Annotated in this window: 21 protein-coding genes; 8 read left to right on the top strand and 13 right to left on the bottom strand. The window is 62.0% G+C overall.

Annotation, left to right across the window (positions count from 1 at the left end; genetic code table 11):
- From AC6BYQ_RS17270 to AC6BYQ_RS17255, 4 genes are all read right to left on the bottom strand, one after another.
- On the bottom strand, positions 1-562 hold a 562-nt coding region (locus AC6BYQ_RS17270), incomplete at its 3' end, for a DedA family protein (protein ID WP_498057261.1).
- Positions 563-698: 136 nt separating this feature from the next.
- The gene (locus tag AC6BYQ_RS17265; RefSeq protein ID WP_063918709.1) at positions 699-1,145 is read right to left on the bottom strand and encodes a hypothetical protein; all 447 of its coding nucleotides are present in this window, start codon (positions 1,143-1,145) and stop codon (positions 699-701) included.
- A 186-nt stretch (positions 1,146-1,331) separates the two neighbouring features.
- Complete coding sequence (exuR, locus tag AC6BYQ_RS17260; protein WP_019453108.1) at positions 1,332-2,108, bottom strand: transcriptional regulator ExuR; 777 nt, start codon at positions 2,106-2,108, stop codon at positions 1,332-1,334.
- 119 nt (positions 2,109-2,227) lie between these two features.
- Positions 2,228-3,526 carry an MFS transporter gene (locus tag AC6BYQ_RS17255; RefSeq protein WP_063918710.1) on the bottom strand — a complete coding sequence of 433 codons (1,299 nt, stop codon included), beginning with the start codon at positions 3,524-3,526 and terminating at the stop codon, positions 2,228-2,230.
- A gap of 77 nt (positions 3,527-3,603) precedes the next feature.
- Between AC6BYQ_RS17255 and AC6BYQ_RS17250 the strand changes: the two genes are divergently transcribed.
- Genes AC6BYQ_RS17250 through AC6BYQ_RS17240 form a run of 3 tightly spaced genes read left to right on the top strand, consistent with a single transcriptional unit; the run spans position 3,604 to position 6,742 of the window.
- Positions 3,604-3,771 (top strand): hypothetical protein, encoded by a 168-nt coding sequence (locus tag AC6BYQ_RS17250; protein WP_154747287.1) that lies wholly within the window; start codon positions 3,604-3,606, stop codon positions 3,769-3,771.
- A 50-nt stretch (positions 3,772-3,821) separates the two neighbouring features.
- The gene (gene uxaC / locus AC6BYQ_RS17245; protein ID WP_154747288.1) at positions 3,822-5,234 is read left to right on the top strand and encodes a glucuronate isomerase; all 1,413 of its coding nucleotides are present in this window, start codon (positions 3,822-3,824) and stop codon (positions 5,232-5,234) included.
- A 20-nt stretch (positions 5,235-5,254) separates the two neighbouring features.
- Positions 5,255-6,742 carry a UxaA family hydrolase gene (locus tag AC6BYQ_RS17240; RefSeq protein WP_498057260.1) on the top strand — a complete coding sequence of 496 codons (1,488 nt, stop codon included), beginning with the start codon at positions 5,255-5,257 and terminating at the stop codon, positions 6,740-6,742.
- Between the two features lie 53 nt (positions 6,743-6,795).
- Here AC6BYQ_RS17240 and sstT read toward each other — a convergent pair whose 3' ends face one another.
- The 7 genes from sstT to AC6BYQ_RS17205 form a co-directional block, all read right to left on the bottom strand.
- A complete protein-coding gene (gene sstT, locus AC6BYQ_RS17235; RefSeq protein WP_025160114.1) occupies positions 6,796-8,031 on the bottom strand; it encodes a serine/threonine transporter SstT in 1,236 nt (411 codons plus the stop codon).
- 263 nt (positions 8,032-8,294) lie between these two features.
- Complete coding sequence (locus tag AC6BYQ_RS17230) at positions 8,295-9,263, bottom strand: TerC family protein (RefSeq protein ID WP_019453103.1); 969 nt, start codon at positions 9,261-9,263, stop codon at positions 8,295-8,297.
- A gap of 252 nt (positions 9,264-9,515) precedes the next feature.
- On the bottom strand, positions 9,516-10,247 hold the full coding sequence (locus AC6BYQ_RS17225) for a glutamine amidotransferase (protein WP_498057259.1): 732 nt from the start codon (positions 10,245-10,247) through the stop codon (positions 9,516-9,518).
- A gap of 1 nt (position 10,248) precedes the next feature.
- Complete coding sequence (locus tag AC6BYQ_RS17220) at positions 10,249-11,229, bottom strand: Gfo/Idh/MocA family protein (RefSeq protein WP_019453101.1); 981 nt, start codon at positions 11,227-11,229, stop codon at positions 10,249-10,251.
- A gap of 50 nt (positions 11,230-11,279) precedes the next feature.
- Complete coding sequence (locus AC6BYQ_RS17215; RefSeq protein ID WP_016930176.1) at positions 11,280-11,792, bottom strand: M48 metallopeptidase family protein; 513 nt, start codon at positions 11,790-11,792, stop codon at positions 11,280-11,282.
- A complete protein-coding gene (locus AC6BYQ_RS17210) occupies positions 11,785-12,108 on the bottom strand; it encodes a HigA family addiction module antitoxin (RefSeq protein WP_015379150.1) in 324 nt (107 codons plus the stop codon). Before AC6BYQ_RS17210 ends, AC6BYQ_RS17215 begins: the two co-directional genes overlap by 8 nt.
- 14 nt (positions 12,109-12,122) lie before the next feature.
- Positions 12,123-12,413 (bottom strand): type II toxin-antitoxin system RelE/ParE family toxin, encoded by a 291-nt coding sequence (locus tag AC6BYQ_RS17205; protein WP_046897263.1) that lies wholly within the window; start codon positions 12,411-12,413, stop codon positions 12,123-12,125.
- Positions 12,414-12,642: 229 nt separating this feature from the next.
- Here AC6BYQ_RS17205 and rlmG point away from each other — a divergent pair, with 229 nt between their 5' ends.
- Entirely contained in the window at positions 12,643-13,782 is a 1,140-nt protein-coding gene (gene rlmG / locus AC6BYQ_RS17200) for a 23S rRNA (guanine(1835)-N(2))-methyltransferase RlmG (protein ID WP_019453100.1), read from the top strand.
- Positions 13,783-13,976: 194 nt separating this feature from the next.
- On the opposite strand, the gene AC6BYQ_RS17195 is transcribed toward rlmG, so the two are convergent.
- A complete protein-coding gene (locus tag AC6BYQ_RS17195; protein WP_498057258.1) occupies positions 13,977-15,998 on the bottom strand; it encodes an oxidoreductase in 2,022 nt (673 codons plus the stop codon).
- Positions 15,999-16,305: 307 nt separating this feature from the next.
- Here AC6BYQ_RS17195 and AC6BYQ_RS17190 point away from each other — a divergent pair, with 307 nt between their 5' ends.
- Complete coding sequence (locus AC6BYQ_RS17190) at positions 16,306-17,925, top strand: ABC-F family ATP-binding cassette domain-containing protein (RefSeq protein WP_498057257.1); 1,620 nt, start codon at positions 16,306-16,308, stop codon at positions 17,923-17,925.
- Between the two features lie 22 nt (positions 17,926-17,947).
- Here AC6BYQ_RS17190 and pdxR read toward each other — a convergent pair whose 3' ends face one another.
- The gene (pdxR, locus tag AC6BYQ_RS17185) at positions 17,948-19,420 is read right to left on the bottom strand and encodes a MocR-like pyridoxine biosynthesis transcription factor PdxR (RefSeq protein ID WP_498057256.1); all 1,473 of its coding nucleotides are present in this window, start codon (positions 19,418-19,420) and stop codon (positions 17,948-17,950) included.
- A gap of 121 nt (positions 19,421-19,541) precedes the next feature.
- Here pdxR and AC6BYQ_RS17180 point away from each other — a divergent pair, with 121 nt between their 5' ends.
- From AC6BYQ_RS17180 to AC6BYQ_RS17170, 3 genes are read left to right on the top strand one after another with little or no spacing between them, the layout of a single operon-like run.
- Positions 19,542-20,807, top strand: a complete 1,266-nt coding sequence (locus AC6BYQ_RS17180) for a 4-aminobutyrate--2-oxoglutarate transaminase (RefSeq protein WP_019453096.1) — start codon at positions 19,542-19,544, stop codon at positions 20,805-20,807.
- Between the two features lie 12 nt (positions 20,808-20,819).
- A complete protein-coding gene (locus AC6BYQ_RS17175) occupies positions 20,820-22,274 on the top strand; it encodes an NAD-dependent succinate-semialdehyde dehydrogenase (RefSeq protein ID WP_043142047.1) in 1,455 nt (484 codons plus the stop codon).
- A gap of 58 nt (positions 22,275-22,332) precedes the next feature.
- The gene (locus AC6BYQ_RS17170) at positions 22,333-23,574 is read left to right on the top strand and encodes an aromatic amino acid transport family protein (protein WP_197667918.1); all 1,242 of its coding nucleotides are present in this window, start codon (positions 22,333-22,335) and stop codon (positions 23,572-23,574) included.
- The last annotated feature ends 146 nt before the right edge of the window (positions 23,575-23,720 follow it).

Raw genomic sequence — 23,720 nt, 5'->3', positions numbered from 1 at the left:
GCTGGTCTTCATACTTGCGGAACACCGGGGTTTTACCCAGCGCGAAGCCCAGCGTCGTCAGGATCAAGACCCACAGCAGGCCGCTCATCCAGTTGAAGAACTGGAAGCGCGCGTTGCTCAGGCCGGACAGCCCGGCGATGGTCGGCAGCAGGGTGCGCACGAAGGCCAGGAAGCGGCCCACCAGCAGGGCGGAAAGCCCGTGGCGGTGGAACAGGTTGTGCGCCCGCTGATGGTAGTGGGCCGGCAGGTGCGAAAGCCAGCCTTGCACCGTTCGCGTATTGCCGAGCCATCGGCCCTGTATGTAACTGACCCAGCACCCCAGGCTGGCGGCGACGGTCAGGATCACGACGGTCAGCGGGAAGCCCATGGTGCCTTTGGCGATCAGCACGCCGACCAGGATCAGCAGGCTGTCGCCCGGCAGGAAAGCGGCCGGCAGCAGGCCGTTTTCCAAAAACAGGATCATGAACAGCAGGATGTAGAGGGTCCACACCAACGAAGGGTTCGCCAGCGTCTCAAAATCCTGCTGCCACAAGGCATGTATCAGTTCTTTAATGATATCCATCCGGTGTTCCTAAAACGTCATTGTTTATTTTTATCTCAGCGGCGGAGCGGACGTGGGCTGAAAGCGCGCGGCGATCCTGATTGCTGATAACGATGAAACGGCGTTGCTTTAAAGTTTCTAAGCGGTGCGACACCGGTCATAGGTGGTAAGTCAGCGTGCCACGGTACTGCATGTTACTTTCTTTCCAGCCGGCTTGCCGACTCTGTTGCCTGGAGGCGTCCAGCATCCAGTCGACCTGGGCAAGCCGGTTGGGGGCCGGGGTGTCCTGGCGGGGGAAACGAATTCGGTAGCCCGGCTCTGCGGCCAGGGTATAGACCGGCGCCAGCAGGGAAAATGCGAGCAGCGAGCCGGAGAAAGAGTGCGCTCTGGGCAGCAGCAGCGGCAACTTGCCGGGGGCTTTGCGGCGCGCTTCGGCCGGCGCACGATATACATGATCATAGGGGGAAAGCGCCGGCTCCGCCAGCAGCGGCAGGCTGCTCAGCGCGCTGGGGGTGGGCTTGGATGACGCCACGCAAAGCTGTTGGCCGGAGACCGAACCGGTCCAGCAGAAAAGAGCAATCAGCATGGCAAACAACCAGCGCATTTATTCGCGTTCCGCCCCCGCAGCAATGGGTAAAAAAGTGGGCTAACTCTACCAAAATAGCACGATTGGCAACAGGGAAATCTACGTTGCCAGCGGTGAAATAGTACACGGCAAACGGCGGTTACGGCATCGATTCAGCGGATTTTACATTACCTGACATAAGCCGACGGTTTTTGACCGCAGTGGCTATTTCGGCTCGTGGCTCACGCCATCCAGATGCACTACCGGATTCTCGGCGAACAGGTAGCGGTCGGCGTTGTATTCGAAGTCGTCGCTGGTGGCGTTGAACAGCATCTGCTTGGTGTTTTCCAGATGTTGCCACATCGCCAGCTTGGCGGCGTAAGGGTCTTTGCGCATCAGCGCCTTGAGGATTTGATCGTGATCGTCGCACCAGCTGGCGATCGAGCGTTCGTCGATGTGCTCGTGCAGCTTTTTCCAGTAAGGGTTGTTGACCCGCTGCACCCACATTTTTTCCACGATGGTGGCCATGGCGGTGTTCTGAGTAGCCAGCGCCACCTGCACGTGGAACTTCAGATCCCACTGCGAGTCGCGGAAGCGATCCTCTTTGCGGGCGTGCTCCTGGATCTCCATCAGTTGCACGATATCCTGCTTGGTCACCTGGGTGGCGGCGAATTCGGCGATGTTGCTTTCGATCAGCTGGCGCGCCTGCAGCAGCTCAAACGGGCCGGCGGTGGCGAACTCGATGCTGTCGCCCGGCACCACCAGGTGCTTTTGCTGGTTGGAGACCACGTGGATCCCGGATCCTTTGCGCACGTCCACATAGCCTTCCACTTCCAGCATGATGATCGCTTCGCGCACCACGGTGCGGCTGACATTCATCTCTTCGGCGATGTATCGCTCGGCCGGCAGTTTGTCGCCCACCGGGTAGCGGCCGCTTTCGATACGGTGCTTAAGCTCGGCGGCCAGTTGCTGATACAGGCGTCTGGTTTCAGTGAATTCCATAGTGAATGCTCTATACGGTGCGGTGGGAAGGGGCGCGTAGCCATTGGATTTGTTATACCACTTATTCGGCACTGCTGCCAGAGGGGTAAGGGGCCCGGCGCGGCGGCCGGGCGGTGGGATCAGCTGCGCGCCGGGGTCGGCTGCAGCGCGGTTGACTGCGGTTCGGCGGCCGGACGGTTTTGCAGCACCGTCCAGATGACGATCGCGCCGAGAATGTCGAATACCGACAGCGCCGCGAACAGCGGGCTGAAGCCGAGCGTATCCGCCAGCGCGCCGACCACCAGGGCGAACAGCGTGCTGGCGGTCCAGGCCGCCATGCCGGTAAGGCCGTTGGCGGTCGCTACCTCATTGCGGCCGAATACGTCGGAAGAGAGGGTGATCAGCGCCCCGGACAACGCCTGATGGGCGAAGCCGCCGACGCACAGCAGCGCGATGGCGGCGTAAGGGCTGGTGAACAGGCCGATCATGCCGGGGCCGATCATCAACACCGCTCCCATCGTCACCACCAGCTTGCGCGAGACGATCAGATTGACCTTGAAATACTTCTGGAACAGCGGCGGCAGGTAGCCGCCGACGATGCAGCCGAGATCGGCGAACAGCATCGGCATCCAGGCGAACATGGCGATCTCTTTCAAATTAAAGCCGTAGGCCTTGAACATGAACAGCGGGATCCAGGCGTTGAAGGTGCCCCAGGCCGGCTCCGCCAGAAAGCGCGGCAGCGCGATGCCCCAGAACTGGCGGTTGCGCACGATCTGCCAGGCCGACATCTTTTTGGCGTGGGTGGTCTGGTGTTGCGCTTCCTGGCCTTCGAGGATGTAACTGCGCTCTTCCTGACTCAGTTTCTTCTGATCTTTCGGATGTTTGTAGAACAGCAGCCAACAGATGGCCCAGATCAGGCTCAGCACGCCGGTGATGATGAACGCCATTTCCCAGCTGTGCGCCACGATGGCCCAGACCACCAGCGGCGGGGCGATCATGCCGCCGATCGACGACCCCACGTTGAAATAGCCGACGGCGATCGAACGTTCTTTGGCCGGAAACCACTCGCTGCTGGCCTTCAGCCCGGCGGGGATCATCGCCGCTTCGGCCATGCCGACCGCGCCGCGCGCCAGCGCCAGGCCGCCCCAGCTGTTGGCCAACGCGGTGCCCATGCAGAACAGCGCCCACAGAATGGCGAACATGGCGTAGCCGATTTTGGTGCCCAGTACGTCCAGCACATAGCCCGCCACCGGCTGCATCACGGTGTAGCAGGCGGAATAGGCGGCGACGATATAGGAATACTGTTGGGTGGTGATGTGCAGCGTATCTTCCAGCGTTGGCGCCGCGACGGCGATGGCGTTGCGGGTCAGGTAGCCCAGCACGGTGCCGATGGTCACCAGTCCGATCATGTACCAGCGTAACCCTTTAATTTTACGCATCCGAAAAGTCTCCCCGTTTGAAGGTGTGGCCGGCGATGCGGCTGGCGAGACAATAACCTGTCATACAGGTTTAAAAGTTGAGTGATATCACAAAAGGAATTATTCGCCTGAGCGATACTGTTGCCGGTGAAATAGTGCGTTTATGCCGCACGTTTGCCGTAAAACTGAGCGAAAAAGGGATTGAAGGACAGCAAAACGGCAAATGGCGGGAAAAATTTGCTGGACGCTCATTAAAATTGGTGTGATAACTTTTGAGGTTCGATTCCCGTGCAGCACGGCAAGTAAGGAGCCCGAAATGGCGACGTTTTTGAGCGAAGATTTCCTGCTGGACAGCGAGTTTGCCCGGCGCTTGTATCACGACTATGCGGCGCCGCAGCCGATTTTCGATTATCACTGCCATTTGCCGCCGCAGCAGATCGCGGAGAACACCCGCTTTAGCAACCTGTACGATATTTGGCTGCGGGGCGATCACTACAAATGGCGGGCGATGCGCACCAACGGCGTAGCGGAGCGGCTGTGCACCGGCGATGCGGGCGATCGCGAGAAGTTCGACGCCTGGGCCGCCACGGTGCCGCATACCATCGGCAATCCGCTCTATCACTGGACGCATCTGGAGCTGCGCCGGCCGTTCGGCATCACCGGCACGCTGCTGTCGCCGGCCACGGCGGACGAGATCTGGCAGCGCGGCAATGCGCTGCTGGCGCAGGATGAGTTTCGCGCGCGCGGCATCATGCGCCAGATGAACGTGAGAATGGTCGGCACCACCGACGATCCTATCGACGATCTGCGCCATCATCGGGCGATCGCCGACGATCGCAGCTTCGAGATCAAAGTGCTGCCGAGCTGGCGGCCGGACAAGGCTTTCACTATCGATGCACCGGGCTTCAACGACTATCTGCGGCAGCTGGAGGCGGCGGCTGACACTGCCATCGGCCGCTTCAGCACGCTGTGCGACGCCCTGTACCAGCGCATGGATCACTTTGCCGCCCACGGTTGCAAGGTGGCCGACCATGCGCTGGACGTGGTGGTGTTCGGCGAGGCCGATGAAGCGACGCTGGATGCGATCCTGCTGCGCCGCCTGAACGGCGAGCTGCCGACGCCGGAACAGAGCGCCCAGTTCAAAAGCGCGGTGCTGCTGTTTCTGGCCGGCGAGTACCGGCGCCGTGGTTGGGTGCAGCAGTATCACATCGGCGCGCTGCGCAATAACAACAGCCGTATGCTGGCCGCCGTTGGCCCGGATATCGGTTTCGATTCGATCAACGACCGGCCGTTGGCGGAACCGCTGTCGCGGCTGCTGGATGCCCAGGCGCGGCAGGGCGGCCTGCCGAAAACCATTCTCTACTGCCTCAACCCGCGCGATAACGAAGTGATCGGCACCATGGTCGGCAACTTCCAGGGGGAAGGCACGCCCGGCAAGATGCAATTCGGCTCCGGCTGGTGGTTCAACGATCAAAAGGACGGCATGCAACGGCAGATGACGCAGCTGGCGCAGCTCGGGCTGCTGAGCCGTTTCGTCGGCATGTTGACCGACAGCCGCAGCTTCCTGTCGTACACGCGCCATGAATACTTCCGTCGCATCCTTTGCCAGATGATCGGCCGCTGGGTGACGGATGGCGAAGCGCCGGCGGACATCGCGCTGCTGGGCGAGATGGTGCAAAACATCTGCTTCGACAACGCCAAAAACTATTTCGCCATTGAACTGGCGTAGCCGTTATCCGGGACCGGTTTATGCAAAGTACGATAAAGATTCATGAGCAGGATAACGTGGCGGTGGCGCTGCGCGACCTGGCCGCTGGAGAAACGGTTGAGCTGGAAGCGGAGAGCGTTCGATTGGCGCAGCCGGTGGCGCGCGGGCACAAGTTTGCGCTCGGCCCGATCGCCGAGGGTGAGGACATCATCAAATATGGTCAGCCGATCGGCCATGCGCTCGCGGCCATCGCGCCAGGGGAGCATATTCATTCGCAAAACGCCAAAACCAACCTGAGCGATCTGGACAGCTACCGTTACCAGCCGCAGTTCCCGGCGCTGCCGCCGCAGGCGGCGGATCGCGAGGTGCAGCTGTATCGCCGGGCCGGCGGCGAAGTGGGGATCCGCAACGAGCTGTGGATCGTGCCCACCGTCGGCTGCGTCAACGGCATCGCCCGCCAGATCCAGCAGCGCTTTTTACAGCAAACTCAGGCGGACGGGATCGACGGCGTGCATCTGTTCAGCCACCCGTTCGGCTGCTCGCAGTTGGGGCAAGATCATGCCAATACCCGCATCATGCTGCAAAACATGGTCCGCCATCCCAATGCCGGCGCGGTGCTGGTGATCGGGCTGGGTTGCGAGAACAATCAGGTGGAGGCCTTTCGCGCCACCTTGGGGATAGAGGACGATCGGCGGCTGCGCTTTATGGTGTGCCAGCAGCAGGACGACGAGGTGGAGGCCGGACTGGCGCTGCTGCACGAGCTGTATCGGGAGATGCGCTACGATAGGCGCGAACCAGGCCACTTGAGCGAGCTGAGGTTTGGCCTAGAGTGCGGCGGTTCGGACGGGCTGTCGGGCATTACCGCCAACCCGCTGCTGGGGCGCTTTTCCGACTATGCGATCGCCAACGGTGGCACCACGGTGCTGACCGAAGTGCCGGAGATGTTTGGCGCCGAGCGCATTCTGATGAGCCGCTGTCGCGATTGGGAAACCTTCGGCAAGACCGTCGACATGATCAACGACTTCAAACGCTATTTCATCGCCCACCAGCAGCCTATTTATGAGAATCCGTCGCCGGGCAACAAGGCCGGCGGCATCACCACGCTGGAGGAAAAATCGCTCGGCTGCACCCAAAAGGCGGGCCTGAGCCAGGTGGTGGACGTGCTGAAATACGGCGAGCGGCTGCGCGTGCCGGGGCTGAACCTGCTCAGCGCGCCGGGCAACGATGCGGTGGCGACCAGCGCGCTGGCCGGCGCCGGCTGCCATATGGTGCTGTTCAGCACCGGACGCGGCACGCCGTACGGCGGTTTTGTACCGACGGTGAAGCTGGCCACCAACAGCGAGCTGGCGGCGAAGAAACCGCACTGGATCGATTTCGACGCCGGCGGCTTGATTCACGGGGTAACCATGGACGAGCTGCTCAGCCGCTTCGTCGATCTGATTGTCGAGATCGCCAACGGCCGCCCGGCGTGCAATGAAGCCAACGATTTCCGCGAGCTGGCGATATTTAAAAGCGGGGTGACGCTGTAAGACTGACAAAAAAGGCGCTCGAAAGAGCGCCTTTTCTATGAGGCCAGGTGGGATTAACGCACCTTCAGCGGATCTTCATTCGCCAGCCGTTGGTCTTCCGCCTGGCAGGCGGCGGCGGTGAACAACACGTCGGTGGAGGAGTTGAGGGCGGTTTCCGCCGAATCTTGCAGCACGCCGATGATAAAGCCGACCGCTACCACCTGCATCGCCACGTCGTTCGGAATGCCGAACATATTGCACGCCAGCGGGATCAGCAGCAGCGAGCCGCCCGCTACGCCGGAGGCGCCGCAGGCGCACAGCGCCGCCACCACGCTCAGCAGCAGGGCGGTCGGTACGTCCACCGCGATGCCCAGCGTGTTCACCGCCGCCAGCGTCAGCACGGTGATGGTGATCGCCGCGCCGGCCATGTTGATGGTTGCGCCCAGCGGAATGGAAACCGAGTAGGTGTCTTCATTCAGGTTCAGCTTCTTGCACAGCTCCATGTTCACCGGGATATTGGCGGCCGAGCTGCGGGTGAAGAAGGCGGTCACGCCGCTCTCGCGCAGGCAGGCGAACACCAGCGGGTATGGGTTGCGGCGGATCTTCCAGTAAACGATCAGCGGGTTGAGCACCAGCGCCACCAGCAGCATGCAGCCGAGCAGCACCATCAGCAGCTGGGCATAGCCCCACAGCACGCCGAAGCCGGTTTCCGCCAGCGTGGAAGCCACCAGGCCGAAGATGCCGAGCGGCGCACAGCGAATGACCGCACGCACCACCAGCGTAACCGCATGGGACATGTCGTTGATCAGGCTCTTGGTGGTTTCGGAGGCGTGGCGCAGCGCCAGCCCCAGCCCGACGGCCCAGGCCAGAATGCCGATGTAGTTGGCGTTAATCAGCGCATGGAACGGGTTGGCCACCACGCTCATCAACAGTCCCTTCATGACGTCCACGATACCGCCTGGCGGGGTGATGTCCGTCGCCCCGGTGGTCAGCGCCAGCGTGGAAGGGAAGATAAAGCTGACGACCACCGCCACCAGCGCGGCGGCGAAGGTGCCCAGCAGGTAGAGAAACAGGATCGGACGAATATTGGTCTTCTGCCCCTGTTTATGATTGGCGATGGAGGCCATGACCAGAATCAGTACCAGCACCGGCGCCACCGCTTTCAGCGCGCCGACGAACAGGGAACCGAGCAGGCCGACCGCCGTTGCCGCCGCCGGCGAAACCAGCGCCAGCAGAATGCCGGCCACCAGGCCGACCATGATTTGTTTGACCAGGCTGCCCTGTGTGATCCTTTGTAGTAGTTTTTGCATAGTGCTTCTCTTCCTGATGTTATCTGGCCGCCGCGGCGGAAACGACGCCGGGTAGCTTTATGTGATTCTGTAACTAAGTGTGTTTGCCGAATCAGTATTCAGCAATCGAATGATGTTGGAAAGAGGCGAGGGTGAAATTCTGAGCGCGGATCAATACTTGATAACATACTGGTTACATTTGTGTGATCGTAATAACGTTTGGCGTTTTGCGGGAATTGCCAAACAATCACGGGGCGACTAGCGCCCCGGATAACAGATTATGGTTATTTCTTCGCCAGACGATCGTTGCGGCGATTGACCCAGGCGTTGATCAGCAAGGTGAGCGCCAGGATGCCCGCCACCACGCCGAGCGACACGCCGATCGGGATGTGGAAGAAGTCGATAATCAGCATCTTGATGCCGATAAACACCAGGATCACCGACAGGCCGTATTTCAGCATCGAGAACCGCTCCGCCACGTTGGCCAGCAGGAAGTACATGGCGCGCAGACCCATGATGGCGAACAGGTTAGAGGTCAGCACGATGAACGGATCGGTAGTCACGGCGAAGATCGCCGGAATGCTGTCCACCGCGAAGATCACGTCGCTCAGCTCTACCAGGATCAGCACCAGCACCAGCGGGGTGGCGAACAGGATGCCGTTGCGGCGCACGAAGAAGCGCTCGCCTTCGAGGCTGTCGGTCATGCGCAGGCGGCTGCGCAGCCATTTTACCAGCGGCTTGTCGCCGATCGCCGAGTCATCTTCCTTCGCCAGCGCCATCTTGATACCGGTGAACAGCAGGAAAGCGCCGAACAGATACAGCAGCCACTGGAACTGGCTGACCAGCCAGCTGCCGGCGAAGATCATGATAGTACGCAGTACGATCGCGCCCAACACGCCGTAGATCAGCACTCGCCGCTGCAGGTTGGCTGGCACGGAGAAGTAGCTGAACAGCATCAGCCAGACGAACACGTTATCCACCGCCAGCGCTTTTTCGATCAGGTAACCGGTCAGGAAGGCCAGCGCCTGGGTGTCGGCGACGGCGCGCCCGGCGGTTTCGTTCAGGTAGTACCAGAAACCGAAGTTGAACAGCAGGGAGAGGCTGACCCACACCAGCGACCAGCTGGCGGCCTGCTTCAGGGTCATGGTGTGCGCGCCTTTACGGCCCTGCAACAGGAGGTCGATTGCGAGCATCACGACTATGACGGCGGCGAAGCTGCCCCATAACCACGGTGTGCCAACGGTATTCATCATCAGAGGTATCCTTCAAAAACAAAAACGGCCAACGTCGGAAGACGCCAGCCGCTCTGTGAACGCTGCAAGCAAACCTCGCCTTCCGGCAAGGTCTCACTTACAACGTTGATGAAGGTAGTTACACCTTTGACATCAGGTTGCCCGGTAACCGGATGCTTGCGCATCGTAATGACGATTGACCGGCAATGAAGTTACTCCCCTTTGCAGAGCAGAAAGTAATGCAAAATATGTCGGCGGTCAACGTGAATCGCGTTAGCCGGCCAACGCTTTTTGCGCGCCGAGGCTGACGACGAATCCCTGCAGCAGCAGGCGGCTGAACGGCGTATCGCTAACCTGTTGTTGTTTCTGCTGATAGAGGGATTGCTGCTCGGGATGCAGCTCACCGAGCCACTGCAGATACTGGCTCATCACCGCGCCGTTGAATTCCGGGTGGAACTGAGTGGTCAGGGCATGATCGCCATAGCGCAGGATCTGGTGCGCATCCTGTTGCGAACGCGCCAGCGTCTGCGCGCCGGCGGGCGGCGTCAGCACGCTCTGCGAGTGGATAAGATTGGCCTTGAAGCGCGGCGGCAGCAGGGTGAGCCGCCGATCGTCGGCCGCGGCGGGCAGCAGCTCGATCTCCAGCGTGCCGACCTCCATGCCCTGCGGGTGGTAGCCCACTTCGCCGCCAAGCGCATAGGCCAGCAGTTGGTGACCATAACAAACACCGAACAGTGGCAGTTTGATCGCCATCGCCTGACGCAGCCACTCGGCGGCCTCTTCGCTCCACGGCAGCTGTTCGGTCACCATCGCCGGCGAACCGGTGATCACCACGCCGCAATAGGTGGCCGGCGGCAGTGGCCGCTCGCCGGCGGGCAGATGCACGATGTGCGCGCGTTCAGCGTCGATATTGCCCTGTTGCAGGAACATGCCTTCGAAGTTGGCCAGTTCCTGACGAATGGCCTGCGGCGCATCGCCGGTTTGCATGACGAGCAGCGGTTTCATCTTATTCTCCGTCGGCGGGGAAGACGACGCCGGTCTGGCGGCGGATGTCGGTCAGCAGGCGGGCGACGATCAGCGAATGCTCCAGCCCCGGATGCTCGACCTGGTGCTTCTCAACCCGCTCGGCAAAGGCCAGCGCTTCATACAGCATGGTGTTGATGTGCTGCGTCTGACTCAGATCCTGGCGGTTGCCGCCGCGCGGTGTCAGCGCCACGCCCTGGCACTCGGAAATCTTGTCGATAATCAGCGTGCCTTCTTCTCCCTGGATCTCGCTGGGGAGCGCCGAGTCGCTGACCTTGGAATGGGAAAGCGTAACGTCGAAATCGCCGTAGTTCAGGCAGACGGTGCCGTGGGCGTCCACGCCGGTATCCAGCAGCGTGGCGCTGGCGAGCACCGACTGCGGCGCGCCGAACAGCGCCACCGCGCTGGCCAGGCAGTAGTAGCCGATGTCCATGATGGAGCCATTGGAGAACTGCGGGTTAAAGGTGTTGGGGTTCTCGCCGGCCAGATAGCGTGGGTAGCGTGACGAGTATTGGCAGTAGTTGATGAAGACTTTGCGCAGCCGGCCGACTTTCGGCAACGCCTGCTGCAGCGCCAGGAAATTAGGCAGATAGGCGCTTTTGAACGCCTCGAACAGCACCACCTGATTTTCCCGCGCGCAGGCCACCAGCTGTTCCGCTTCGCGTTGGTTGGAAGCCAGCGGCTTCTCGCAGATCACGTGCTTCTTATGGCGCAGGAACAGCAGCGATTGCGGGCAGTGCAGGGAATTGGGGCTGGCGATATACACCGCGTCTATGACGTCGGACTGGGCCATTGCCTCCAGCGAGTCGAAAAACTGTGTGACCTGATAGTTGGCGCCAAACGCCTGCGCCTGTTCCAGCGAGCGTGAATACACGGCGCTCAGCTTGAGTTTGCCGCTTTCATGGGCGGCATCGATAAAACGTTCCGTAATCCAGTTGGTGCCGACGACGGCAAAGCGAATCATGGCGAGCTCCGGTCCAGGCCTAAAACCGCAGATTATCACGCCCCCACTCGCTATGCATACAGCTCGCCGAACAGCGAAAGGTGCGTCAGATACAGCCGGGTATCGAACTCCAGCTGGTGGTAATCCGGTTCCATGTGGCAGCACAGGCTGTAGAACGCCTTGTTGTGATCTTTCTCTTTCAGGTGCGCCAGCTCATGCACCACGATCATGCGCAGGAACGGCTCGGGCGCGACTTTGAACACCGTCGCCACGCGGATTTCTGCCTTGGCCTTCAGCTTGCCGCCTTGCACGCGCGAGATGGCGGTATGAAGGCCAAGCGCATGCTTCATGACGTGGATCTTGCTGTCGTAAGCCACCTTGCTCAGCGGCTGGGCGTTGCGCAGATACTGATTTTTCAGATCGACGGTAAACTGATACAGCGATTTGTCGGTGGTACAGTCGTGCACCTGCGGATAGCGCTGCAGCAGCACGTCACCCAGCCGGTTTTGATGGATCAGTTGTTGCACCTGGCTTTGCAGATGCGTTGGGTAGCCTTGCAGGTAAGCGAGCTCGATGTCATGCATGAGTGATATTGCGTCCCAGTATTTCTTTGATTGGCCGCAGCCGCACACGCTGCGCATCGGCCTGTCTGGCCTCCCAGCGATCGTGCGCCGCCTGCAGGTTCAGCCAAAAGTCGGCGGTCGTTTCGAACAGATCGGCAAACAGGTTGGCCTCGGCAACGCTCATGCGTCGATGACCATTGCACAGGCGGTTAACGGTGGCGCGGGTGACGCCCAGCACCTTCGCCAGTTCTTCCTGGCCGATGCCTAACGGCGTTAAATACTCTTCCTGCAGCACTTCCCCCACCGTGGTGGGTTCGCGAGTCGTGGTTTCCAACATGGGTTCCCCCTCGTTCAGGTATCTTGGTGAGGATCGAGGTAAATTCTTTCAGCGGCATCATGCCGCCACTGGAACATCAGCCGCCAGTGCATATTAACGCGCAGACTTGACCATCCCTGAAACGGCCCCGACAGCCGCTTGTAATAGTTGCCCGTGGGGTGATGCAAATCGCGCTCTTGCTGCGCGGCTGCCAACATATCGAGCTTTCTGGCCAACTGCCGTTCGAGCATGCCGGGAATCAGACGGCTGCGTCTGCCTTCCAGATAGAACTGCTCCAGATAGCGATCGCGGAAAGATTTAATCATGCTTCCCCCTTCCATAGGGATTGGCAGTGTAACATTTAAAGTTACACCCCGTCAGGTTAAAAAAACGTCGACATGGACGTGCGGGCAAGGAAGGTTAATGTTGTTAAAGGGGAAAAGGGGCGTGGGTTTTCAGATACGCGGCGCAATACGCAATTTATCCGAAAAAACATTTTACTGACGGGCGTTTTTAGGGGATAAACAGCCCAAATTTTATCAGTCAGGAGGGGCAATGAGCCAACTCGATCTGGGAACACAGCAACTTGAGCTGGAGCGTTATCCCCAACAGGAAGAATCCACCCAACTGCAGGCGTGGGAAGCGGCGGACGAATATCTGCTGCAACAGCTTGAAAATGTAGATATCGGCGGCCGCCCGGTGCTGATTTTCAACGATAACTTCGGCACCCTGGCCTGTGCGTTGCACGCGCATCGCCCTTACAGCGTCAGCGATTCGTACATGAGCCAGCTGGCGACGCGCCACAACCTGAAGCTCAACGGATTGGATCCTGAGCAGGTCACGCTGTTGGACAGCCTGGCCGAACTGCCGGCGGCGCCGGCGGTGGTGCTGATTCGCGTGCCGAAAGCGTTGGCGCTGCTGGAACAGCAGCTGCGCGCGCTGCGCCACGTTGTGACCGAAGACACGCTGATCGTTGCCGGCGCCAAAGCCCGCGACGTGCACACCTCGACGATGCAGCTGTTTGAAAAGGTGCTGGGCCCGACGCGCACCAGCCTGGCGTGGAAGAAGGCGCGCCTGATCTTCTGCCAGGCGGCGGACATCGTCCCACCGGCGGCGGCAGAAACCACCGACTGGACGCTGGACGGCACCGATTGGCTGATCCACAACCACGCCAACGTCTTCTCGCGCGGCAGCCTGGATATCGGCGCGCGCCTGTTTATGCAACATCTGCCGCGCGGCCTGAACGGCCACATTGTTGATCTGGGCTGCGGCAACGGCGTGATTGGTCTGACGGCGCTGGCGCAGAACCCGGAAGCGCAGGTGACCTTCGTCGATGAATCTTACATGGCGGTGGCCTCCAGCGAACTGAACGTGGAGCACAATCTGCCGCAAGAGTTGGATCGCTGTCAGTTTGAGGTGAACAACGCGCTGGCGGGCATCGAGCGTGAAAGCGTGCAGGCGGTACTGTGCAACCCGCCGTTCCACCAGCAACACGCCATCACCGATCACACTGCCTGGCAGATGTTCTGCGACGCCAAGCGCTGCCTGCAGGTGGGCGGCGAACTGCGCATCGTCGGCAACCGTCACCTCGACTATCACCAGAAGCTCAAGCGCCTGTTCGGCAACTGTACGCTGGTGGCCTCGAACAAGAAGTTCGTGATCCTTCGAGCGGTGAAATCTGGCGCGCGTCGCTGAGAGTGAATAACAAGGGGCGCTGGGCGCCCCTCTGGCTGTAGACAAAGGGGGAAAAAGCGTGGTTTTTCCCCCTTTGTGGTTATCAGCCGAAAATCAATAAATTGATTTTCCTTGTTTTCTATTCGTTGCTCTCTGCCAATCCGGCATGGGGATGAGGTTTGTCATCAATATCAGGGGCGCTGGGCGCCCCTTTTTTATAGCGCCATCGCCAGCCGCGTACCCTGATCGATCGCGCGACGAGCGTCTAACTCGGCGGCCACGTCGGCGCCGCCGATCAGGTGCACGGTTTTGCCCATCGCCAGCAGCGGCTGCTGCAGCTCGCGGCGCGGTTCCTGCCCGGCGCAGACGATCACCGTGTCCACCGGCAGGCAGCTATCTTGCTCGGCGCGGGTGATGTGCAGCCCTTCGTCGTCGATCAGCCGATAGCTGACGCTGTTGAGCATCTTCACGCCGCGCATCGCCAGGCTGGCGCGATGGATCCAACCGGTGGTTTTGCCCAGGCCTTCACCCACTTTGCTGGTTTTGCGTTGCAACAGGTAGATTTGCCGGGCGGCGCGCGGCGCCTGCGGCCCTTGCTCCGCCAGCCCACCGCGCTGCTCAAGGCGGCCGTCGATGCCCCATTCGCGGTTGAATTCCGCCTGAACCAGGCTGCTGGACACGCCGTGCTGGCTGAGGTACTCGGCGGTATCGAAGCCGATGCCGCCGGCGCCGATGATCGCCACCCGCTGGCCGACCGGTTTTTTATCGCGCAACACGTCCAGATAGCTCAGCACCTTGGCGTGCCCGATGCCGGGAATATCCGGGGTGCGCGGCACGATGCCACAGGCGAGGATCACCTCATCGAATTCGCTTAAATCCGACGCCTCGACCTTGACGCCCAGTTTGACCGTCACTTCACGCAGCGCCAGCTGGCGGCGGAAGTAACGCAGGGTTTCATGGAATTCTTCCTTGCCGGGGATCTGCTTGGCGATGTTGAACTGGCCGCCGATCTGCTCGGCAGCGTCGAACAATGTCACCTGATGGCCACGGATGGCGGCGGTGGTGGCAAACGCCAGCCCGGCGGGGCCGGCGCCGACCACCGCCAGTTTTTTCGGCTTTTCCGCCATTGTCAGCGGCATTTCGGTTTCACGGCAGGCGCGCGGGTTGACCAGACAGGAAGTCAGCTTGCCTTCAAAGATCTGGTCGAGACAGGCCTGGTTGCAACCGATGCAGGTATTGATCTCGTCGGCGCGCCCCTCGGCGGCTTTCTGCACAAAGGCGGCGTCGGCGAGGAACGGACGCGCCATCGACACCATGTCGGCGCAGCCGTCCGCCAGCACCTGCTCGGCCACCGCCGGATCGTTGATGCGGTTGGTGGTGATCAGCGGGATGCTGACCTTGCCCATCAGCTTGCGGGTCACCCAGCTGAATCCGGCTCGCGGCACCATGGTGGCGATGGTCGGAATACGCGCTTCGTGCCAGCCGATGCCGGTATTGATGATCGTGGCGCCCGCCTGTTCGATCGCCAGCGCCAGCTGCTCGATCTCCTGCCAGCTGGAGCCGTCTTCCACCAGATCGAGCATCGACAGCCGGTAGATCAGAATGAATTCCGGGCCCACGGCCTGGCGTACCGCCCTGACGGTTTCGACGGCGAAGCGCATGCGGTTGGTGAAGCTGCCGCCCCATTGGTCGTCGCGCTGATTGGTGCGCGTCGTCAAGAATTGGTTGATCAGATAGCCCTCGGAGCCCATCACCTCAACGCCGTCATAGCCGGCCTGCTGCGCCAGCGCCGCGCAGCGGGCGAAGTCGGCGATAGTCTGCTCGATCTCCGCTGCGCTGAGCGCGCTCGGCGTAAACGGGTTGATCGGCGCCTGCAGCGCGGAAGGGGCCACCAGTTTGGGTTGATAACTGTAGCGGCCGGTGTGCAGGATTTGCAGCGCAATTTTGCCGCCCGCTTGATGGACGGCTTCGGTCACCGGGCGGTGGTGAGGCAATTGCGCCTCGTTGTTGAGGATCGATCCGCCGCGAAACACCACGCCCTGTTCGTTCGGGGCAATGCCGCCGGTGACGATCAGCGCTACGCCGGCGGCGGCGCGCTCGGCATAGAACGCAGCCAGGCGCTGCGGGCCATCGGGCAGCTCTTCCAGGCCGGTATGCATCGATCCCATCAGCACCCGGTTTTTCAGGGTGGTGAAACCGAGATCCAGTGGCGCCAGCAGGTGAGGGTAATTGCTCATTGCACTCTCCATCGGGTGAAATCAGGGCCCGTTGTTATTATTATGTGAACAAAAGTGGTCGGATGAGATAAATCTAGCCGTTGTCGCGCCGCTTGGGAATCTGTGTTGTGCCGAATGTGATAGACATCATGAATCTCAGACTCTGTTTGCATAACGAACAAAAGATCGGTTAGCCTTTGTGCGTTGCAAATTCCTTCTCTCTGCGGAGCCATAACCGAAAATGAACAACCACGCCTGTTGATATCTGGTCCCACGCCGTGCGCTCTCGCGCCCTGTGGGGATGTTTTGATCTCATTCAGGAGTGCTTATGGCTCATTTTGCGCAGTCCCCTTATTTCGTTTTACATCAACTGACCTGCCAATTTGCTGACGGCGAAACGCTGTTCGGCCCGTTGGATCTCGCTTTCGATCGGCAGCGCTGCGGCCTGGTGGGGCGCAACGGCGTCGGCAAAACCCAGCTGCTGCGCCTGATCGCCGGGCTGGATCAGCCGGGCAACGGGCACGTCGAATCCCATGCCGCATTGGCTTACGTTGCGCAGCAGCCGGAGATCGGCGCGGACACCACGCTGGCGCAGCTGCTAGGCTACGGCGAGGTGTTCGCCGCGCTGGCGCGTCTCGAGCAGGGGCGGCCGCTGGCGGACGATATCGATCGTCTGGAAGGGCGATGGGATCTCCACGATCGCCTGAAAAATGCCTTCGCTGCCGCCGGGCTGCCGGCCTTCGATCCTTTGCGATCCGCACACTCTCTGAGCGGCGGCGAGCGGATGCGCGCGGCGCTGTGCGGCGCCTTGCTGGGCGAGGCGGACTTTCTGCTGCTGGACGAACCGACCAACCACCTCGACAGCGCCGGCCGCGCCTGGCTGTATCACCAGCTGGATCAGTGGCGCGGCGGGTTGCTGATCGCCAGCCACGACCGGCAACTGCTGGCGCGCATGGAGCGCATCGTCGAACTGACGCCCGGCGCGCTGCGCAGTTACGGTGGCAACTACGACGACTACCGGCGCCAGCGCGATGCGCAGCAGCAGGCGGCGCGCGCCGATCTGGAGCATGCGCGCGAAGAGCGCCGCCGCACTCGCGCCCGTCAGCAGAAAGAGCACGACATGAGCCAGCGGCGCTCGGCACAAACGCTGCGCGTCGTCGATACGTTGAATATCGCCTCTTTCGAGCGGGTGGCCTACAAATCAACGGCGAAGGAGAGCCTCGGCACGCTGCGCAAACAGCATCAGGATCAGCGCGACAGTCTCGATGCGGCGGTGCGCGAAGCCTATCAGCGGGTAGAAGAGGAACAGCCGGTGTTGCTGGCGTTGCCGGGCAGCGAAGTGAGCGCAAATAAGCAGGTGCTGGTGCTCGAGCGGCTGCAGCTGCCGTTCGTCAGCGCGCCGCCGCTGGATTTGCGGATCGACGGCCCGATGCGCGTGGCGTTGACCGGCCCCAACGGCTGCGGCAAATCCACCCTGCTGAAGACCGTTCTCGGTCAGCTGACGGCGCTTTCCGGCCATTGTCATTGCCCGCTGTCGGCGGCCTACCTCGATCAAACCCTGTCGCAGCTCGACCCGAGCCTGTCGGTGATGGAACATCTGGGGCTGCAGGATTCGCCGTTGGCGGAAGGCGCGTTGCGCACCCGTCTGGCGCAGCTGCAGCTCGGTGCGGACCGCATCGCGTTGCCGCTGGGCTCGCTCAGCGGCGGTGAGCGTTTGAAGGCGGCGCTGGCCTGCGCGCTGTGGCGGCGACAACCGGCGCAGCTGCTGTTGCTGGACGAACCAACCAACCATCTGGATCTGGCGTCGTCGCTGGCGATCGAAACCGCCCTGGCGGATTTCCCCGGCGCGATGCTGGTGGTGTCGCATGACGAGGACTTCCTGCAGGCGCTGCGGCCGACGCATCGCCTGCACCTACGGGTGGAGGGTTGGCGACTGCAGGCCTGGTGAGGTTGGCGGGCGGCGCTCTGACCTAGTGCGGGGCGTTGATGCACGCCAGCAGCTGAGTGAAGGCGGCGGCCATTTGCTCTTCCGGCACGCAGGCGAAGCCCATCAGCAGGCCGCGTCGGCGGTTGGGCAGCATGTAATAGCGCGACAGCGGCCGCACCAACACCCCGCGTGCACCGGCGGCGGCGGCGATCGCCACGTCGTCGGCCTCGTCCGGCAGGTTGAGGATCAGGTGCAAGCCGGCGTTGCTGTTGAACTCGCTGAGCGCCTGCTTGCCGAGGTGCTGTTCGATCAACCCGGTCAGGAAGGCGCGCCGCCGGGCGTACAGCAACCGCATGCGGCGGATGTGCGCAGTGTAGTGCCCCTCCTGAATAAACTCCGCCAGCGCACTCTGGATCAGCAGGTGCCCGCCGCGGTACAGCTCGGCGTGGGCGGTTTTCAGCGCCTGCACCAGCGGCGGCGGCAACACCACATAGCCGAGGCGCAGCGCCGGGTAGAGCGTTTTGCTGAAGGTGCCTATGTAGATCACCGGCGCGTCGGCTTCCAGCCCCTGCAATGCCGGGATCGGTTGGCCGGAAAAGCGGAATTCGCTGTCGTAGTCGTCCTCGACGATCCAGCCGCCGGCATTGCGCGCCAGCGCCAGCAGCCGTTGGCGGCGCGCCAGGCTCATCACCGAACCGAGCGGGTACTGGTGCGACGGGGTGACAAAGATCAGGCGCGGCGGGTTGACCGGCTGCTCCGGCGGCACCAGCCCGGCCTCGTCCACCGCCAGCGGGCAGATGTTCAGCGCATTGATGCGCAGGATATTGCGGATCCCCCAATAGCCCGGCTCTTCGATCCAGGCGTCATCCCCCGGATTGCACAGCATGCGCGTCACCAGATCGATCGCCTGATGGATGCCCTCGGTGATCAGGATCTGTTCCGGCGAGCAGCGTACCGAGCGCGCCACCCGCAAATACTCCACCAACGCATGCTGCAGCTCCGGGCTGCCGCCCTGATTGCTGTAGGTCAGCCGCTGCGGCGCCGGGCGGCGGCTGAGGCGCGCCTGGATCTTGCTGAACAGCTGGTGGGGAAAGGCGTTGACGTCGGGCACGCCGGGAATGAACGCCCCCCACTGTTTGGGGCTGGCGCTGGCGTGGTGCAGCAGCGTGGCACCGCGTTCCGACAGCTCGATGCGCCGCGGTTGTCCGCTGTCGTCCGCCGGAGCGCCGCCGGTGGACAAGCAGCTGTCCGGCACCGTGTCAGCGACGAAGGTGCCGCTGCCGGCACGCGCCGACACGTAGCCTTCCGCCAACAGTTGTTCATAAACGGTTAACACAGTGTTGCGTGACAGGCTGAGCTCTTGCGCCAGGTCGCGCGAGGCGGGCAGGCGGCTGGAGGGCGGCAGGCTGCCGTCGAGAATGCTGGTGCGAATCGCGTTGTAAAGCCGCTTGTGCAGCTTGTCATCGGGCTGTTCGCCAAGGCGCTGCAGCAACAGATCACCACTCAATGAACGCAATTGGATCCCTCAATTATTCGTAACTGGCACTCGATTATAGGGCCACATCCTGTGTAAATAAACGGCATTGTTTCACGAATGTGAACGAAACGTGTAACTGGCACCGACCGGAGAGAACAGCATGAAAAACGCAGAATTGAACCAACGCCGTCAGGACGCCACCCCGCGCGGAGTGGGCGTGATGTGTGGTTTTTACGCCGAGCGCGCAGAGAACGCCACGCTGTGGGATGTGGAAGGCAAAGAAGTGATCGACTTCGCCTCGGGGATCGCCGTGCTGAACACCGGCCACCGTCACCCGAAGGTGATCGCCGCGATTGAAAAACAGCTGCAGGCCTTCACTCACACCGCCTATCAGATCGTTCCTTACGAAAGCTATGTCTCGCTGGCGGAGCGCATCAACCAGCGCGCGCCGATCGCCGGCCCGTGTAAAACCGCCTTCTTCACCACCGGCGCGGAAGCGGTGGAAAACGCGGTGAAGATCGCCCGCGCTTATACCGGCCGCCCGGGGTTGATCACCTTCGGCGGCGGCTTCCACGGCCGCACCTACATGACCATGGCGCTGACCGGCAAAGTGGCGCCTTACAAACTGGGCTTTGGCCCATTCCCCGGTTCGGTGTTCCACGGCCAGTACCCGAACGCGCTGTACGGCGTGACCACCGAAGACGCGATGAACAGCCTGGACCGCCTGTTTAAAGCGGATATCGATCCCAAGCAGGTGGCGGCGATCGTGCTGGAGCCGGTGCAGGGCGAGGGCGGCTTCAACGTGGCGCCGGCCGAGTTCATGCAGGCGCTGCGCACGCTGTGCGATCAGCACGGCATCCTGCTGATCGCCGACGAAGTGCAGACCGGCTTCGCCCGTACCGGCAAGCTGTTCGCCATGGAACACTACAGCGTTAAGCCCGATTTGATCACCATGGCGAAAAGCCTGGCGGGCGGCATGCCGCTGTCGGCGGTGGCGGGCCGCGCCGAGGTGATGGACGCGCCGGCGCCGGGCGGGCTGGGCGGCACCTACGCCGGTAACCCGCTGGCGGTGGCCGCGGCGCACGCGGTGCTGGATGTGATCGACGAAGAACAGCTGTGCCAGCGTGCCCAACGCCTTGGCCAACACCTGGTGGAAGTGCTCCAGCAGGCGCGTAAAACCAGCCCGGCGATCGCCGATGTGCGCGCGCAGGGGTCGATGGTGGCGGTGGAGTTCAACGATCCGGCTACCGGTAAACCTTCAGCCGATATCACCCGTCAGGTGCAGCAGAAGGCGATGGAGGAAGGGCTGCTGCTGCTGAGCTGTGGCGTGAACGGCAACGTGATCCGCTTCCTGTATCCGCTGACCATCCCGGACGATCAGTTCACCAAGGCGATGGGCATTCTGTCCCGCGCGCTGGCCCACTAAGGAGCGAACGGCATGAAATTGAACAATCCCGAGCTGTTGCGCAGCCAGTGTCTGATCAATGGCGAATGGTGCGACGCCCTGAGCGGTAAGCGCGAAGCGGTGATCAACCCGGCCACCGGCGCCGAGCTGGCCAGCATTCCGCTGGTCAGCGAAGAGGAAACCCAGCAGGCGATCGCAGCGGCGCAGCGGGCGCAAAACGACTGGAAACAGCTGACCGCCAAGCAGCGTTCCGCGCTGCTGCTGGCCTGGGCCGATAAGGTGTTGGCCGCGCAGGAGGATCTGGCGCAGCTGATGACCGCCGAGCAGGGCAAATCGCTGGCGGAAGCGCGCGGGGAAGTGGCCTACGCCGCATCGTTCATCACCTGGTTCGCCGAAGAGGCCAAGCGGGTAGACGGCGCGGTATTGCAGGCGCCGCAGGCTTCGCAGCGCCTGGTGGTGGTGAAGCAGCCGATCGGCGTGTGCGCGGCCATCACCCCGTGGAACTTCCCGGCGGCGATGATCACCCGCAAGGTGGCGCCGGCGCTGGCGGCGGGCTGCGCCATCATCGTCAAACCGGCCGAGCAAACGCCGCTGACCGCGCTGGCGCTGGCCAAGCTAGCGCAGGATGCCGGCATTCCCGCCGGTGTGTTGCAGGTGGTGACCGGCGAAGCGGCGCAGGTGGGCAAGGTGCTGTGCGACAGCCCGGTGGTGCGCAAGCTGAGCTTTACCGGTTCGACCGAGGTCGGCCGCATCCTGATGGCGCAGTGCGCGCCGAGCATCAAGAAACTGTCGTTGGAGCTGGGCGGCAACGCGCCGGTCATCGTGTTCGACGACGCCAATCTGGACGCGGCGGTAGCGGGCATCATGGCCTCCAAGTTCCGCAACAGCGGCCAGACCTGCGTGTGCGCCAACCGCATCTACGTGCAGGATGGCATCTACGAGCGGCTGGCGGAGAAGCTGGTGGCGGCGGTCGAGCAGTTGAAAGTCGGCGACGGCAGCCACGAAGGCACCACCCAGGGACCGCTGATCGACAGCGATGCGGTGGCGAAGGTGCAGAGCCACATCGATGACGCGCTGATCAAAGGGGCGCAGATCGCCACCGGCGGTCAGCCGCACGCGCTGGGCGGCACCTTCTTCCAGCCGACGGTGGTGACCGGCGTGACGCAGAAGATGCGCTTCGCCAAAGAGGAGACCTTCGGGCCGGTGGCGCCGCTGTTCCGTTTCCATGACGAGGCGGAAGCCATCGCCATGGCCAACGACACCGAATTCGGCCTGGCCGCCTACCTGTTCACGCAGAACGCGGCGCGCCAGTGGCGCGTGCCGGAAGCGCTGGAGTACGGCATGGTCGGCATCAACACCGGGCTGATTTCCAATGAAGTGGCGCCGTTCGGCGGCGTGAAACAGTCAGGGCTCGGGCGTGAAGGATCGCGCTACGGGATAGAAGAATATCTGGAGCTGAAATACCTGTGTATCGATGTGAGCTGTTGAGCGTCAGGACGTTAACCCATCCCGGCGGCCAGCGTCGCCGGGCGATAAAGGATGATGCATGTCTGAAAATATCTCTGTTTCTCCGGCGCTTGCCGCCGGGGTGCGAGCACCTGCACCCGCCAAATCGTTAAGTTTCCTTGAAGGGGTGGCGATGATCGTCGGCACCAACATCGGTGCCGGAGTGCTCTCCATCGCCTATGCCTCCAGCAAGGCCGGTTTCCTGCCGCTGCTGTTCTGGCTGGTACTGGTGGGGAGCCTGACCACCATCACCATGCTGTACGTCGCTGAATCCACGCTGCGCACCCGTGCGCATCTGCAGCTGAGCGGGCTGGCGAAGCGCTACGTCGGCGGGCTGGGCGCCTGGTTGATGTTCGCTTCGGTGTGCGTCAACAGCGTCGGGGCGCTCACCGCCTATATGACCGGCAGCGGCAAGCTGCTGCAATCGCTGTTCGGCATCTCGCCGGCGCTGGGCAGCCTGCTGTTCTTCGTACCCGCCGCCGGCGTGCTGTACCTCGGTTTGAAAGCGATCGGCCGCGGCGAGAAGTTCATCAGCATCGGCATGGTGGTAATGTTGACCGCGCTGGTGGCGGCGACGCTGCTGAAAGACACCACCCAGATGCGCAACCTGCTGGACGGCGACTGGCGCTATATGGTGCCGGTGTTCAACGTGGTGGTGTTCTGCTTCTCGGCACAGTACATCGTGCCGGAGATGGCGCGCGGCTTTGCCGACAAGCCGGAACAGCTGCCGAAGGCGATCATCGTCGGCATGGCGGTGACCTTCATTCTGCTGGCGGCGGTGCCGATGTCGGTGATTGCGCTCAGCGGGCTGGATGACATCTCCGACGTGGCCACCATTTCCTGGGGCCAGGCGCTGGGGCAGTGGGCGTTCTTCTCCGCCAACATCTTCGCGCTGTGCGCGATGTTGACCTCGTACTGGGGATTGGGCGGCAGCTTCCTGACCAATATCTTCGACAAGTTCCGGCTGGGCAACGACGAGCTGCCGCTGCGCCGCTTCGGCGTGCTGTTGCTGGTGGTGGTGCCGCCGTTCGCGCTGGCCTACAGCGGGCTGGTGTCGTTCGTCAACGCGCTCTACTTTGCCGGGGTGTTCAGCGGGGTGATCCTGTCGATCATGCCGATGTTGATCCTGCGCGGCGCGCGCAAACACGGCGACCAGACGCCACGCTGGCAGTGCAACTGGATCACGCACCCGCTGCTGCAGATCAGCATTGTGTTGCTGTACCTGGCCAGCGCGGTGTACGCCATCGCTTCATTGTTAGGCTATCTGCCCTCTGGATGGTGATTTGCCTTCCCTCAAGCAGTGATGTTGTTTCTCGGCATTGAGAACGGCGGCGTCGTGGCCGCCGATTTTTTTGTGCACAGAAAACCCCCAGCTAGGCTGGGGGTTCAGTAAAGCTTTCAGCTTTGGGCCAGTTATAAAAACCCCTT

Source organism: Serratia sp. LTN-2 (assembly GCF_059740205.1).
Note: the sequence above shows the minus strand (reverse complement) of the source record. Positions and strands in the feature narration are given on the sequence as shown.

Coding starts and splice junctions, on each gene's coding strand:
- AC6BYQ_RS17205 (WP_046897263.1), bottom strand. CDS start 12,413: ATGATTAAATCTTTCCGCGATCGCTATCTGGAGCAGTTCTATCTGGAA.
- uxaC (WP_154747288.1), top strand. CDS start 3,822: ATGGCGACGTTTTTGAGCGAAGATTTCCTGCTGGACAGCGAGTTTGCC.
- sstT (WP_025160114.1), bottom strand. CDS start 8,031: ATGCAAAAACTACTACAAAGGATCACACAGGGCAGCCTGGTCAAACAA.
- rlmG (WP_019453100.1), top strand. CDS start 12,643: ATGAGCCAACTCGATCTGGGAACACAGCAACTTGAGCTGGAGCGTTAT.
- AC6BYQ_RS17170 (WP_197667918.1), top strand. CDS start 22,333: ATGTCTGAAAATATCTCTGTTTCTCCGGCGCTTGCCGCCGGGGTGCGA.
- AC6BYQ_RS17210 (WP_015379150.1), bottom strand. CDS start 12,108: ATGTTGGAAACCACGACTCGCGAACCCACCACGGTGGGGGAAGTGCTG.
- AC6BYQ_RS17265 (WP_063918709.1), bottom strand. CDS start 1,145: ATGCGCTGGTTGTTTGCCATGCTGATTGCTCTTTTCTGCTGGACCGGT.
- AC6BYQ_RS17195 (WP_498057258.1), bottom strand. CDS start 15,998: ATGAGCAATTACCCTCACCTGCTGGCGCCACTGGATCTCGGTTTCACC.
- AC6BYQ_RS17215 (WP_016930176.1), bottom strand. CDS start 11,792: ATGCATGACATCGAGCTCGCTTACCTGCAAGGCTACCCAACGCATCTG.
- AC6BYQ_RS17230 (WP_019453103.1), bottom strand. CDS start 9,263: ATGATGAATACCGTTGGCACACCGTGGTTATGGGGCAGCTTCGCCGCC.
- exuR (WP_019453108.1), bottom strand. CDS start 2,108: ATGGAATTCACTGAAACCAGACGCCTGTATCAGCAACTGGCCGCCGAG.
- AC6BYQ_RS17240 (WP_498057260.1), top strand. CDS start 5,255: ATGCAAAGTACGATAAAGATTCATGAGCAGGATAACGTGGCGGTGGCG.
- AC6BYQ_RS17255 (WP_063918710.1), bottom strand. CDS start 3,526: ATGCGTAAAATTAAAGGGTTACGCTGGTACATGATCGGACTGGTGACC.
- AC6BYQ_RS17225 (WP_498057259.1), bottom strand. CDS start 10,247: ATGAAACCGCTGCTCGTCATGCAAACCGGCGATGCGCCGCAGGCCATT.
- AC6BYQ_RS17175 (WP_043142047.1), top strand. CDS start 20,820: ATGAAATTGAACAATCCCGAGCTGTTGCGCAGCCAGTGTCTGATCAAT.
- AC6BYQ_RS17190 (WP_498057257.1), top strand. CDS start 16,306: ATGGCTCATTTTGCGCAGTCCCCTTATTTCGTTTTACATCAACTGACC.
- AC6BYQ_RS17180 (WP_019453096.1), top strand. CDS start 19,542: ATGAAAAACGCAGAATTGAACCAACGCCGTCAGGACGCCACCCCGCGC.
- AC6BYQ_RS17220 (WP_019453101.1), bottom strand. CDS start 11,229: ATGATTCGCTTTGCCGTCGTCGGCACCAACTGGATTACGGAACGTTTT.